The sequence below is a fragment of the Pedococcus dokdonensis genome (genome assembly GCF_900104525.1).
Classification (GTDB): Bacteria; Actinomycetota; Actinomycetes; order Actinomycetales; family Dermatophilaceae; genus Pedococcus; species Pedococcus dokdonensis.
The window spans coordinates 1,983,319-1,996,358 of record NZ_LT629711.1 but is presented as its reverse complement, the minus strand read 5'-3'; the positions used below and the strand labels follow the sequence as shown (position 1 = coordinate 1,996,358).

At 71.1% G+C, this 13,040-nt stretch carries 10 protein-coding genes; 7 read left to right on the top strand and 3 right to left on the bottom strand.

Features of this window, described 5'->3' with window-relative positions; translation table 11 throughout:
- Positions 1-24: 24 nt before the first annotated feature.
- Positions 25-1,113, bottom strand: a complete 1,089-nt coding sequence (locus BLQ34_RS09425; RefSeq protein WP_091784478.1) for an acyltransferase family protein — start codon at positions 1,111-1,113, stop codon at positions 25-27.
- Between the two features lie 174 nt (positions 1,114-1,287).
- Here BLQ34_RS09425 and BLQ34_RS09420 point away from each other — a divergent pair, with 174 nt between their 5' ends.
- The 4 genes from BLQ34_RS09420 to BLQ34_RS09405 all read left to right on the top strand — a co-directional run bounded on the left by BLQ34_RS09420 (position 1,288) and on the right by BLQ34_RS09405 (position 6,048).
- Positions 1,288-3,135: a hypothetical protein gene (locus tag BLQ34_RS09420; RefSeq protein ID WP_157692972.1), complete on the top strand. Its 1,848-nt coding sequence runs from the start codon at positions 1,288-1,290 to the stop codon at positions 3,133-3,135.
- A 173-nt stretch (positions 3,136-3,308) separates the two neighbouring features.
- Positions 3,309-3,848, top strand: a complete 540-nt coding sequence (locus BLQ34_RS09415) for a TadE family protein (protein WP_172829383.1) — start codon at positions 3,309-3,311, stop codon at positions 3,846-3,848.
- Positions 3,848-4,435, top strand: a complete 588-nt coding sequence (locus BLQ34_RS09410) for a TadE/TadG family type IV pilus assembly protein (protein ID WP_231961544.1) — start codon at positions 3,848-3,850, stop codon at positions 4,433-4,435. The genes BLQ34_RS09415 and BLQ34_RS09410 overlap by 1 nt, the downstream gene beginning before the upstream one ends.
- A complete protein-coding gene (locus BLQ34_RS09405; protein WP_157692969.1) occupies positions 4,432-6,048 on the top strand; it encodes a pilus assembly protein TadG-related protein in 1,617 nt (538 codons plus the stop codon). The genes BLQ34_RS09410 and BLQ34_RS09405 overlap by 4 nt, the downstream gene beginning before the upstream one ends.
- 645 nt (positions 6,049-6,693) lie before the next feature.
- Here BLQ34_RS09405 and BLQ34_RS09400 read toward each other — a convergent pair.
- Positions 6,694-7,923, bottom strand: coding sequence for a hypothetical protein (locus tag BLQ34_RS09400; RefSeq protein WP_091784465.1), 1,230 nt, complete (start codon positions 7,921-7,923; stop codon positions 6,694-6,696).
- A 50-nt stretch (positions 7,924-7,973) separates the two neighbouring features.
- Positions 7,974-8,483, bottom strand: coding sequence for a TadE/TadG family type IV pilus assembly protein (locus BLQ34_RS09395; protein ID WP_172829382.1), 510 nt, complete (start codon positions 8,481-8,483; stop codon positions 7,974-7,976).
- Positions 8,484-8,722: 239 nt separating this feature from the next.
- Here BLQ34_RS09395 and mtrA point away from each other — a divergent pair, with 239 nt between their 5' ends.
- From mtrA to BLQ34_RS09380, 3 genes are all read left to right on the top strand, one after another.
- Entirely contained in the window at positions 8,723-9,400 is a 678-nt protein-coding gene (gene mtrA, locus BLQ34_RS09390; protein ID WP_091784460.1) for an MtrAB system response regulator MtrA, read from the top strand.
- 158 nt (positions 9,401-9,558) lie between these two features.
- On the top strand, positions 9,559-11,274 hold the full coding sequence (gene mtrB, locus BLQ34_RS09385; RefSeq protein ID WP_231960999.1) for an MtrAB system histidine kinase MtrB: 1,716 nt from the start codon (positions 9,559-9,561) through the stop codon (positions 11,272-11,274).
- Complete coding sequence (locus BLQ34_RS09380) at positions 11,271-13,037, top strand: LpqB family beta-propeller domain-containing protein (protein ID WP_157692968.1); 1,767 nt, start codon at positions 11,271-11,273, stop codon at positions 13,035-13,037. Before mtrB ends, BLQ34_RS09380 begins: the two co-directional genes overlap by 4 nt.
- Positions 13,038-13,040: the final 3 nt, after the last annotated feature.

Here is a 13,040-nt window from a genome sequence, read left to right as displayed (position 1 = left end):
CGCACCACCCGGTATGCCGTCCACTCACCGCCCGCGCGCAGCGTGGGACCCGGAGTGGGCGGCATACCGCTGTCTGGGCACGGGGGAGTCGACGACGAGGGTGGGTCGCGAGGAGCCGCGGCCACGCAGGAAGGGCTTCTCGACGAGCAGGTAGGAGACGGTGGCCAGGCTGAGGCTGGTGACCAGCGTGAGCGCGGCGGCGGTCCAGGTCGAGCGCCCGGTGGCGAAGGCGAGCGCGAACGGCAGGTGCCAGAGGTAGATGCCGTAGGAGATCCGGCCGAGGCCGGTGAGGGGCCGCCAGGTCAACAGCGCATGCGCCGGCCCGGTGGCATCGGTGGTGACCGCCCAGAGCACCACGGCGGCCGTCGCGAGCGCGACCGGCAGCAGCGTCCAGGCGCCTTGCGGACCGAGGGGGAGGCAGGCGACCAGGACGACGGCTCCGAGCGCCGCGAGCCGCGCGGTGTGCCGGCTCTGCAGGTGGGGCAGGTACACCGCCACGAGGCAGCCGATGAGCAGGGCGTCGGCCCGTGAGTCGGGCCCGAACATGATCCGCTGGCTAGACGCCCCGCCCAGCACCAGGCCGAGCCGGATGGCGACCGAGAGCACGGTGCCGCCGATCAGGACCGGGCCGAGCAGCCCGCGCCGGCCCCGGGCGAGGAGCAGCGCGAGCAGCGGAGCCCACACGAGGTAGAACTGCTCCTCCATCGACAGCGACCACATGTGGGCGAGGCCGCCCATGGGCGTGCGGGCGAGGTTCGCGAAGTTCGCCACCTGGAGCGTCGAGGCCACCCAGGGCGTGAAGTCCGCCGAGGAGAGGGCGAGGAAGACGGCGCTGACGGCGAGGAACAGCACGAGGGCCGGGCCGAGGCGGCGCGCCCGGCGCACGTAGAAGGCCCGCACGTCGACCCGACCGGTCGCCCGGTGCTCCTCGAGCAGGAGGCGGGTGATGAGGAACCCCGACAACGTGAAGAAGACGGTGACCCCGGTGGTGCCGGAGTTGCCCGAGAACGGCAGCAACGAGTGGCCGGCGACCACGGCGAGGACGGCGAGGCCGCGGAGCCCGTCGAGCGCCGGACGCCGGCCGAGCACGTAGGTGTCGACCGTTGCTGTCATGACGCGCCAATCCTGCCGGGCGCAGCGGGCCGACAGGGTGGCCGCGGCGAAAATGGACCCGTTCGGCCGAGGGCGCCAGGTGTCGTTGCGTCGCTCGGCCCCGGACCGCGCTGGTGTGCGGGTAGCCTCCCTGCGCAGGTCACCGTGGCCTGGTCGCACGCCCGAAGGGACCCGATGAGAGCCAGTGCCGCGCCGGCACCCCCCGAGGGTGGCGTGGCGCGCCGACTGCTGGGCGAGCTCGCACCGACGGTGGTGGTGGCGATGGCCGCCCTCGTGGTGGTGGCCGAGCTGGCCCGCTGGGTGGACTGGCCGTTCCTGTCCTCGGTGGCCTGGAGCCGCGTCGTCCTGACGGCCGCGGTCGCCCTGGTCGTGGTCACCAGTCTGCGGGGTGCCGCAGTGAGTGCCCGGGGGAGCGCGGGGAGCGGGGAGAGAGATCGGGGGAGTCGCACGGGTGCGACCGACCGGTCGACCCGGCTCCTGGCCGGGTGGGCACCGGCCGTGCCCGCCCTGGTCCTGACCGGGTATGCGGTGGTGTCCCGGTTCCAGTCCGGACCGGGACGCTGGGAGTGGTTCCTGGGTGGCGACAGCGTGCGGCACGTGGTGATGACCGCGGCGGAGCGCTCGACCGGTTTCCTCGACTACTCGGTCGAGCCCTATCCGCGGGCCTGGCACACCCTCATGGCGTGCGTGTGGTCGGCCACCGGAGCCCACGGCGATGCGGCTGGCCTGCTCAGCCTGGTCGACCTGTTGTCGACGGGCATCTGGCTGCTCTACGCGTTGCTGAGCCTCGCCACAGGGCTCACGGCCCAGGCACTGGGCGCGCGGTGCGGTCTGCCGGCGCGGTCGGCTGCGCTCTGCGGGCTGGTCGCCGCGGCCCTGACGCTGGTGCCGACCCTGATCTCGAACTACCTCGTGCTCGGCCTGCACAGCTCGGTGGTGGGAGCCCTGCTCCTGGCCGTGACGGCGCGTGAGGTGGTCGTGCGGCCGGCCACCCGCAGGGCCGTGGTCGTGACCGGCTCCTGCGTCCTGGTGATGGCGCACACCTGGCAGCTGCTCCTGCCGGCCGCCGCCCTCGGCTTCGCCCTGGTCGCCCTGGCCCAGCTGAGACCCGGACTGGTTGGCGCAGCTGACCCTGGACGTCGCACTGGATCCGGTGGGGCGTCCGCGGCCTGGGTCGGCGGCACGGTGCTGGTTGCGGCCGCATCGGCGGTCCCCAGCCTTGCCGCGGTGGCGACCAAGGTGGGCATCCAGCACGCCACGGACGCCGGGGTCGACGCCCCCGTGCCGTTCGTCCTCCTGACCCTCGCACTGGTGAGCTCGGTCGTCCTGCTGGTGCGCCGCCGCCGCGACCTCGTGGTGGTGACCGTGGCGCTGGCCGTGCTCGGGACCGCCCTCAGCGGACCCCTGCTGGCGGCCAGGGTGGGCATCTCGCCGACGACGTACTACCCCAGCAAGCTGTTGTGGCACGCAGCCGTCCTCGGGCTCGCTCCGACCGCAGTGCTCGGGGGCCGGCTGATGGGGATGCTCGAGTCGCGCGCCAAGGGCGCGGCGCGGGTCCTGTGGCTGGGCGCCGGCGCCGCCATCGGGGCGGTGGTGCTCGGCTGCCTGGCCAACCCCCTCATCGGGGCCTCCGGCGCCTGGCCCTCACCGCACGGGGCCGTGGTGCTCCGCGCCGTCACGACACCCAGGGCCGCCGACGCGCAGGTCGTGTGGACCGGCGACGGTGCCGACGACACCATCAGCCGGATCCTGCTCGACTACTACCGCGTGGCGCAGACCCCGGCGAGGACGGCGCAGGGTGGTCTCGACGTGGCGACCGAGTGTCAGCTGCTGTCCGAGTCGGACGCCCCGGCGGTCCTCTCGACCCGGGATGAGCCTGACGTGCGGGCGCGCTACGCCTGCGCCCCTGACGTCCAGAGGATCCCGGTCCGTCCCGATTTGCCCAGACAAAGCGTGTCGGTGATCCGAAAAATTGCCGTGTCGGTGATCCGACATGGCGGGGCTCGGACGCCCTGGGCGTGATGTCCCGGTTTGGCCCGTAACGTCGCTCAGCCGAAAGGCCGAGCCTGCGGCGATGTTCGTATGGAGTCGGTCAACACCTCGTCGTGCGCGCTCCCACTTCGGCCAGAATCTCGATCGTTCGGGGGGAACCGACACGATGGTGCAAGGGGGCAAGACCGATGGTTCGCTGCCGCATGGGCCGGCGGGGCAATCGCCGCGAAAGGGGAGCCGTCGCCGTCGAGACGGCGTTCGTCGCCATGCTGCTGATCAGCATGCTCTACTCCATCGCGGAGACCTCCTTCCTGCTGCGGGACGGCATGGTCGTCGCGTCCGCGTCCCGGGCCGGCGCCCGCATCGGCTCCTCCCTTCCTCGCACCACCGGCTTCGCGACACAGGCGAAGGACCAGGTCGAGGACGCGATGGCCGGAATGCAGACCAACCGGATCGACAAGGTGTGGGTCTACAAGGCCGATGCGACCACCGGAGCCCGCCCGTCCTCCTGCTCCAGCAACTGCCTCAGCTACACCGGCACCAGCGGCACCCTCGTCGCCACCGGTGGCTCGTGGGCTCCGACCGCCCAGAACGCGTGTGCCGGCGAGCAGGACCAGCTCGGCGTCTACGTCGAGTACCGCTACCCGTCCCGCCTCGGCTTCCTGTGGAACAACAAGGTGCTCGCCGAGACCACCACGATGCGGCTCGAGCCCTACACCTCGCTCGGAGCGTGCAAGCCGTGATGCGACTGAGTCTCCGGCATCCCGAGGGCCGCCAGCGCCGCGAGCGCGGGGGGTCGGCGGTCGAGGCCGCCATCGTCACCCCGGTCGTGGTCGCGATGATCTTCGGGATCATCGAGTTCGGGATGCTCTTCAAGGACTACCTGGGCGTCCAGTCGGCGATTCGCGCCGGGGTGCGCACCGCGTCGGCCGAGCCGCGCAACTCTCTCTTCGCCTCGGACGCGGTCGCCAAGATGCGGGAGGCCGGCACCGTCATCAACCCTGCTGACGTCCAGGAGCTGTGGGTCTACAAGGCCAACCCGGGTAACGACTACCCGTTCGGCTTCACCAACTACTCGAACTGCACCACCTGCGTGAAGTTCACCTGGGACAGCGGCACTCAGAAGTTCATCGGCAGCACCACTCCGACGTGGGCCGCCTCGAGCCAGAACGCCTGCACCACATCGGCCGGCGGTCCGCCGGACCGGGTGGGTGTCTACCTGAAGGTCAGGCACAACGCCATCACCGGAATCATCGGCAACACGAGCATCTCAGAGGGGTCAGCCTTGTTCCTCGAACCATTCCCGGCGCTCTCGGGGTGCAAGCCGTGAGCCGGCTGCAACCCAGGGTCCTGCGACGGCTGCGGGCCCGGAGCGAGCGCGGCTACGTCGCCGTCACCGTGGCGATCATGCTCACCGTCCTGCTGGGCTTCTGTGCCTTCGCCGTCGACGTGGGCAACTGGTACTACGTGGGCCAGAAGGCCCAGAAGGCGGCGGATGCCGCGGCCCTCGCCGGCGTGCCCTACCTGCCGAGCGACCAGGCGTCGGCTTTCAGCACGGCCCGCCTGCAGTCGAAGAAGAACGAGTTCGAGAACGTCGGCGTCACCACCGTCACCCCCTCCATCGACGGTCGCCCCACCCGCCTGCGGGTCAAGGTCACGACGACGGTGAAGAACCAGTTCGGCTGGCTGCTCGGCGTGCCGACGACGACGATCGCGCGGTCGGCCGTCGCCGACTACGCCGGACCCGTCCCGATGGGCAGCCCCTGCAACGAGTACGGCGACGACCCCTACCCCTCCGGCAACCGCAGCAGCAACTGCAACAACACCGGTGCGTTCTGGGCGAACGTCGGCTCTCCCCAGGCGCCCAAGGGCAACGGCGACGCGTTCCAGAACAGCATGGGCAGCAACAGCGACTACGACGCGAACGGGTACTTCTACAGCATCACCCTCGACCAGGACATGCCGTCGCTCACCATCGAGGCGTTCGACCCCGCCCTGATCGCCGTGGGCGACAAGTGCGACGTCAACAACCTCGCGGGCGCCGACAACCTGAGCTACAGCCTGGGGCAGACGGTGGTCTCCGACCCCGACGTCCGGTACGCCCCGAACGCGACCTCGCCGATGTGCACCGGTGACGTGCGGTTCGGCGGGACCGGCGAGGTGCAGACGCAGTTCACCATGCGTGGCCTCAGCCAGAACGCCTGGGACCCGTTGAGCTACCCGGTCATGACCAGCGCCAGCTGTGCGGCGAAGACGTTCGCCGGCTACGACGGCGACATGGCCAAGGTGCTGAAGAAGAACAGCCCCGAATACAACGCCCGGCCCGACGTGGCGGCGAACTTCCGGCAGTGGAAGCCGCTCTGCACGATGACCGGTGGGGTCTCGAAGGGCACCTACCTCGTGCAGATCAAGACCAACGGCCTCGGCAGCGACGCCGCCAGCGGCCACAACCGGTTCAGCCTCCGGGCCTATGGCAGCAGCGGCGGCGACAAGGACCACATCTCGATCTCCGGCTACGCCAAGATGGCGATGTACGGGAACACCCCGAACGGCACGTCCAAGTTCTACCTGGCCAAGGTGCCGACCGGTTCCCGGGGACAGCTGTTCACCGTGCGGCTCTTCGACATCGGTGACGGCGCCACCGCCGGCAGCACCGTCAAGGTGATGCCGCCCCAGGAGTACGGGAACACCTTCTCGGGCTGCCAGGGCAGCGGCGTCCAGAACGGGGCGTTGACCGACTGCACCATCAACGTCAGCTCCGCGTTCAACGGCCAGTGGCAGGACGTCACCGTGCCCATCCCCTCGGGCTACACGTGCCAGGACACCTCCCCGACGGGGTGCTGGCTGCGCCTCGAGTTCTACTACGGCCCGGGATCGGGACCCGCTGACACCACGTCCTGGACCGCCAACGTCGCCGGCGACCCGGTCCGCCTCGTGGAGTGAGCGTCCGGGCGCTCTCCCTCAAGCGCCCGGCAACCCCCGACGCCCGGGACCACCTCGAGTGGTTCCGGGCGTCGTGGCGTCCGCCAGCCGAAACCGACTTCTGGCCACCGGTCTGCGGTGTGGCGGCATCAGATCGGCCCCACCGCATACTCGTGGCCAGAAGTCGCGGGGGTGGACCCACTTCTGGCCACCGGTCTGCGGTGTGCGGCCCTCGCGCCGGGCTCCACCGCATACTCGTGGCCAGAAGTCGCGGGGGTGGACCCACTTCTGGCCACCGGTATGCGGTGTGCGGCCCTCGACGCCGGCCCCACCGCATACTCGTGGCCAGAAGTCGCGAGGGTGGACCCACTTCTGGCCACCGGTCTGCGGTGTGCGGCCCTCGACGCCGGCTTCACCGCGTACTCGTGGCCAGAAGTCGCGGGGGTGGACCCACTTCTGGCCACCGGTCTGCGGTGTGGCGGCATCAGATCGGCTCCACCGCACACCTCCGGCCAGAAGTCGCGAGGGTGGACCCACTTCTGGCCACCGGTATGCGGTGTGGCGGCATCAGATCGGCTCGCACCGCACACCTCCGGCCAGAAGTCGCGACGGCGACGCCCGGCACCACTCACGTGGTGCCGGGCGTCGCGTCGAGTCCGGGCGGACCTACCTGGTCAGCCGGTTGTTGGTCGCGGGGATCGGGACGTTCTTGCTCTCGGTGTAGGTGATGATCACGGGAGCCTGACCGCTGAAGGTCATGTTCCCGGTGATGACGAGGGAGTCCAGGCTGGTCGTGCCGGCCGTGCCCCGGAAGTCGAGCGTCCCGGACTTCAGGTAGATCGTCCCGGTGCTCTGACCCGTCGCGCTGCCACGGTAGGACGACGTCGCGGTGTTGTTGCGGTCGGCGACCAGGGCCAGGCCCGCGGTGTCACCGGTGGTCGGAGCGCTGAAGATGAAGTCGCCATTACCGGCCTGCTGCATGTTCCCGCCGTCCTCGCCGCCCGAGCTGCACGGGCGGATCGTGATCGGGCTCGTGGTCGTCTTGCAGGTGAAGTACATCGTGACGCCGTTGGCGCGGACGGTGCGGTTCTTCAGGTCGAACTGGCCGGCGAAGACGTAGAGACCGGTGCTCATGATGCAGGGGTCGGAGGCGTCGATGCTGTTGAGGTAGATGCCCGGTCCGTCGGTGCACGGGTTGGTCTTCACCGCGAGGGTGCTGACGCTGGCCGGCGGGAGGAGCAGACCCGCGAGCGGGTCGGCGATGGGCGGCTGGTTCTCCAGCGGGGTGGGGACGTAGGTGCCCTTGTTGGGCGTGGAGCCCTGGAAGCTGATCACGTCGGTGCCGGTGGTGACGATGGTGATCTCACCCTGGGGGTTGGCCACCACGGTGCCGTTGACGCTGACGCCGGCCTGGTTGACCGTGACACTGCCGTTCTGGAGGTCGTGGGAGCCGGGGCCGATGATGCAGAGCCCGCACTTGGAGCGACCGCCGAGGTCGATGACGGCCTGTGCGGCCCGGTTCGCCGCGATCGACGAGACGCCCACCATGCCTCCGATGGAGGTGCCGACATTGGCCTGGACGGTCACGTCGGCCACGAGCGAAGCGCCCTGGCACGTCATGGTGGCGTTCACGGCTGAAGCGGGCAGCTGCCTGCTGAACGGGGCGTTGGCGTTGACCGCCGAGAGGGCGAGCGCCTTGGCGTTCGTGAAGCCCGGGTCGGCGTTCACCACCGCAGCGCAGTTGGGGTAGGTGGAGGGGCTCTGGGTCATCATCGACTGGGCCCGCTGCGTGATGGCCAGGGCCCCACTATCGGCGCCTGCGGCGAAGGCCTGTCCCTGCGTGTAGGCGTTCCCGAAGTCGACGCCGAAGGCGGCGATGACGAGGACCGGAATCATGAGGAGACCGGCCGTGAGGGCTACCGCCCCACGCTCTCTCCTGCTGCGCATCACTTGTACTCGCACTGGAAGACTCCTTGGGCCGTCAGCACCTTGCTGTTGAGGTAGGGGAGGGGCAGGGGAGCGGTCGACGTGTAGGTCAGCGTGACCGTCAGGGGGTTGTTGGCGGGGGTGCTACCGGCACCGGTGCACGGCGTGGTCGAGGAGGTGACGGAGCCCGACGGGGGTGCGTAGCAGCTGTTCGCCGTGTCGGCTCGCTCGACCCTGACGCCGACCTTCGCGGTCTCGGCGCCGGAGATGCCCACGGTCTGCGACCCGGCCCGTGCCTTCGACACCGTCTCGGTGCAGGTGATGGCGGTGCCGGCGAGGTTCTTGACGACCGCCTGGCGTGCGGCGTCACGGGCTGCGTTGTTCAGCTGGACCTGCTGGGCGAAGATGAAACCGAAGTCCAGGATCGCCGCGATGATCAGCACGAAGACGGGCAGGATCAGGGCGAACTCGACGGCTGAGGCTCCGCTCTCGGAGCGTCGTCGGGTCGTGCGTGGGCGCCGGGGAAGCATGTGTTCTCTCTCCTGCAAGGGACACCCCCTCAGGCGTCCGCGTGGACGCCCCCTCAGGCGTCCAGATCGAATTCTGTCAATGCGGGTGCGCGTGGGCATCCGCCGTACGGATGAAGTCATCTCGCCGAATGGCCGTGGGTGGTCCCGTTTGTCATCGGGAAGGTGCACCGCCGGGGCAGGCCCGTGTGTGATGATTCGGGGGGAAATCTTGACGTGCAGCAGAGAGAAGGTAGACGCAGGTGAACGGTCGCGTGCTCATCGTCGACGACGACCTGGCGCTGGCGGAGATGCTCGGCATCGTGCTGCGCAACGAGGGGCTCGACGTCGCCCACGTCGCCGACGGCGCCGGGGCCCTGGGCGCCTTCCGGGAGCACCGTCCCGACCTGGTCCTGCTCGACGTCATGCTGCCGGGCCTTGACGGCATGGAGGTCTGCCGCCGGATCCGGGCCGAGTCCGGCGTGCCGATCGTCATGCTCACCGCCCGCACCGACACCGTCGACGTGGTGGTCGGTCTCGAGTCCGGTGCCGACGACTACGTCGTGAAGCCGTTCAAGCCGCAGGAGCTGATCGCCCGGATCCGCGCACGGCTGCGCCGGGGCGACGAGCCCGAGCCGGAGCGCCTCGAGATCGGTGACCTCGCCATCGACGTGGCGGGGCACTCGGTCAAGCGCGACGGCACGCCGCTGTCGCTCACGCCGCTCGAGTTCGACCTGTTGGTCGCGCTGGCCCGCAAGCCGTGGCAGGTGTTCACCCGCGAGGTGTTGCTGGAGCAGGTGTGGGGCTACCGCCACGCCGGTGACACCCGGCTCGTCAACGTGCACGTGCAGCGGCTGCGCTCCAAGATCGAGCACGACCCGGAGCACCCCGAGATCGTCGTGACGGTCCGGGGCGTGGGCTACAAGGCAGGCCCGAGCTAGCCATGTCCGAGCCGGCCGGTCGGGAGTCTGACCGGGAGCCTGACCGGGAGCCTGACCGGGAGCCTGACCGGGAGCCCGGTGGAGAGGCTGGTCGCGAACGTGGTCGAGGGCCTGGCCGCCAGCCGCCCCCACGCTTCTCCGACCACCGCGCCCAGGGCGTGCGCGTCGCCCGGTCGTCCCTCAGCCGCACGCGCCGGTATGCCGCGCGGGCGGCCCGCGTCGTCGCGCACCTGTGGCGGGCCTCCCTGCAGTTCCGGGTGGTGTCCACGACGATGCTGCTCGGCCTGGTCGTGGTGCTCCTGCTGGGCTCCTATCTGTTCTCGTCGATCTCGGACGGCCTCGAGCAGGACCGGATCGCCTCCGCGCAGGTGGAGACCTCGCGGATCACCACCGACGTGCAGGACGCCTTCGACCAGAGCGACCGCACCAGCAGCGAGGCCGACGTCAACGTCCTCGCCAGCCAGGCCGTCAAGAGTGCGGCCGCGTCCGGTGGCGACAACAACCGCTACCTGGTGCTGACCCGGAGCCTGGCCAACACCTCGAACCGCTCGGTGCAGACGATGAGCAGCGGTGACCTCGGCCTGTCGATGGTCCCGCGGGCGCTGCGCGAGGCGGTCAGCGCCGACCCGAGGCGCCAGCAGGTGATGCTGATCTCGATCACCGACCCGCAGGGCGGCGGGAACGTGCCCGCCGTCATCGTCGGGTCGCAGGTCGAGCCGCCGCTGGCCGGGCGCTACGACCTCTACGCCGTGTTCCCGATGCAGCGCGAGCAGGCCACCCTCGACCTCATCACCCGCACCTTCCTCGTCGGCGGCCTCGCCCTGGTCTTCCTCGTCGGGGTGATCGCGTGGGTGGTGACCCGTCAGGTGGTGAGCCCGGTCCGCCGGGCCGCCATCGTGGCCGAGCGGCTCTCGTCGGGCCGGCTCAACGAACGCATGCGCGCCCGCGGCGAGGACGACCTGGCCCGGCTGGCCAAGTCGTTCAACGAGATGGCCGACAGCCTGCAGACCCAGATCCGCCAGCTGGAGGGGCTGTCGCGGGTGCAGCAGCGCTTCGTCTCCGACGTCTCGCACGAGCTCCGCACGCCGCTGACGACGATCCGGATGGCCGCCGACCTCATCCACGACTCGCGCACCGGCTTCGACCCGGCCGTGTCGCGCTCCGCGGAGCTGCTGCACAACGAGCTCGACCGCTTCGAGGAGCTGCTCGCCGACCTGCTCGAGATCAGCCGCTTCGACGCCGGCGCAGCCGCGCTCGACGCCGAGGTGACCGACCTGCGGGCGACGGTCGAACGAGCGGTCCACTCCGCCCAGCCGATCGCGGACCGTTGGGGGAGCACCATCACGGTCGCCGCGGACGGGCCCTGTGACACCGAGATGGACGCCCGGCGGGTCGAGCGCATCCTGCGCAACCTCGTGGTCAACGCCCTCGAGCACGGTGAGGGCCGGCCGGTGGAGATCGCGGTCGCCGTCAACGACACGGCCGCCGCGGTCACCGTGCGCGACCACGGGGTGGGGTTGCGACCGGGCGAGGGGGCCCTGGTGTTCAACCGGTTCTGGCGGGCCGACCCGGCCCGGGCGCGCACCACCGGTGGCACCGGCCTGGGCCTGGCCATCTCGCTCGAGGACGCCCGGCTGCACGACGGCTGGCTCCAGGCTTGGGGGGAGCCGGGCGCGGGCTCGTGCTTCCGGCTGACCCTGCCCCGGCGGGTCGGCACCCACATCGTCGAGGCCCCGTTGCCGCTGCGGCCCGAGGACGTCGCCGACGCACCCGAGGCGCCGGGGCCGCTCCGCGGCGCGACCGGACCGGACGACGCAGTGCCCCGGGTGGTGAGCACCCGGCACACCCCCACCGCACCGGGGCGCACCCGGTGAGGCGCAGGTATGCCGGGGCACTCGCCGCGACCGCGCTGCTCGCCGTCGCGGGCTGCGGAGGGTTGTCCACCAGCTCGGCGATCCAGCCCGGGCTCGAGGTGGGCGCGGTGCAGGAGAACGAGGTGCGGGTCGAGGTCAACCCGGTCGCGCCGGGATCCTCACCACAGCAGGTGGTGCAGGGCTTCATCCGGGCCGCCGCGGCCAGTGACGACGAGTACCAGGTGGCGCGCTCCTACCTCGCCAGCGGGCCGCAGAGCACCTGGCGCCCCAACTCGTCCGTGGTCGTCTTCGGCTCGGACACCGAGCTGGACTACCGCCTGACCGACGACGGCACGGTCACCGCCGTGGCCCGTGCGATCGCCCGGATCGACGGATCGGGCCGTTACGAGGAGCTGCCACCCAAGTCGACCGTGAAAGCGACCTTCCGGCTCGAGCGCACCGGTGGGGAGTGGCGGATCAGCGAGGTCCCCGACACCTTCGGCACGTGGTTGAGCCAGGCCGACCTCGACCGGCTCTACGACCCGTTCCGGATCTACTACGTCTCGGCGGCGGACCACCGGCTCGTGCCCGACGTCCGGTGGCTGCAGCTCGGCACCGGCCTGGCCACCCGGCTCGCCCGGGCGCTGCTCACCGGAGTGCCCGACTACCTCAGGGGAGCGGTGCGCACCGACATCCCGACCGGCACGCGCCTGGCCGTGGACGCCGTCACGACCGAGTCGGGGACCGCCAAGGTCGACCTCGCGGCCAGCAAGCTGGGCAACGACCCGGGCCAGCGCCAGAACCTCGGCGCCCAGTTCCTGGCCACCGTCACCCAGGCTCCCGGGGTCGACCGGGTCTCCCTGCGCCTCGAGGGCGCCGACCTGCAGATGCCGAACGGCGACAGCACCGTCGAGAGCCTGTCGGTGCTGGGCTTCCCGAGCCCGGGCGACCCGGACGTCAAGCCGGTGCTGCGGGTGGGCAGCACGCTCGTCCCCGTGGACCCCGACGACGTAGGCGACAAGGGTGAGCGGGTCAGCCCACCTACGACGACCACCTACCCCTCGGTGCAGCCGGGCTGGGCCTACCTGGCGATGTCCCGCAACGGTCAGGAGATCGCTGCCGTCGGGGGTGACCGCGCCCAGCTGATCCGCTGGCGTGGCACCACCCAGGTGCAGCTCATCGCACCGGGCACCCAGCTGACCCGCCCGGCCTACGACCGGGAGGACGTCCTCTGGGTCGCCGGACGCAGCAACGGCGCGACCAGGGTGTGGGCCGTCAACGCGGCCGCCGACCCCGGGGACGCCACGAAGTCGACTCCGCAGGTGGTGGCTGCGGGCTGGCTGGACAACCGCACCGTGGTCAGCCTGAAGCTGTCGCCCGACGGCCAGCGGATCGCGGTCGTCACGACCGACCGTGCCGGGGCCCACCCGCGGGTCGACGTCGCCGGGGTGGTGCGCCAGCCCAACGGGCTGCCCGCGTCACTGGCCCGGCCGCTGCGGCTGGCTCCCACCCTGACCCTGGCGCGCGACGTGGTCTGGGTCGACGACGCCACGCTGGCCGTCCTCGGCCGGCTCACGAGCAGCCAGGTGATCCGGCCCTGGCTGGTGCCGCTGGGCGGCCCGATCGCAGCCGGGCCCGAGATCGCCGGAGCCCGGACGATCACCACCGTCAACGGCGAGCGCGGCCTCGTGGTGACGACCGACGACCAGCAGGTGCTGATCCGGGCCGGCAGCCGCTGGCAGAGCGTGGGCGAGGGGACCGACCTGCTGGTCGCCGCGCGCTGACCC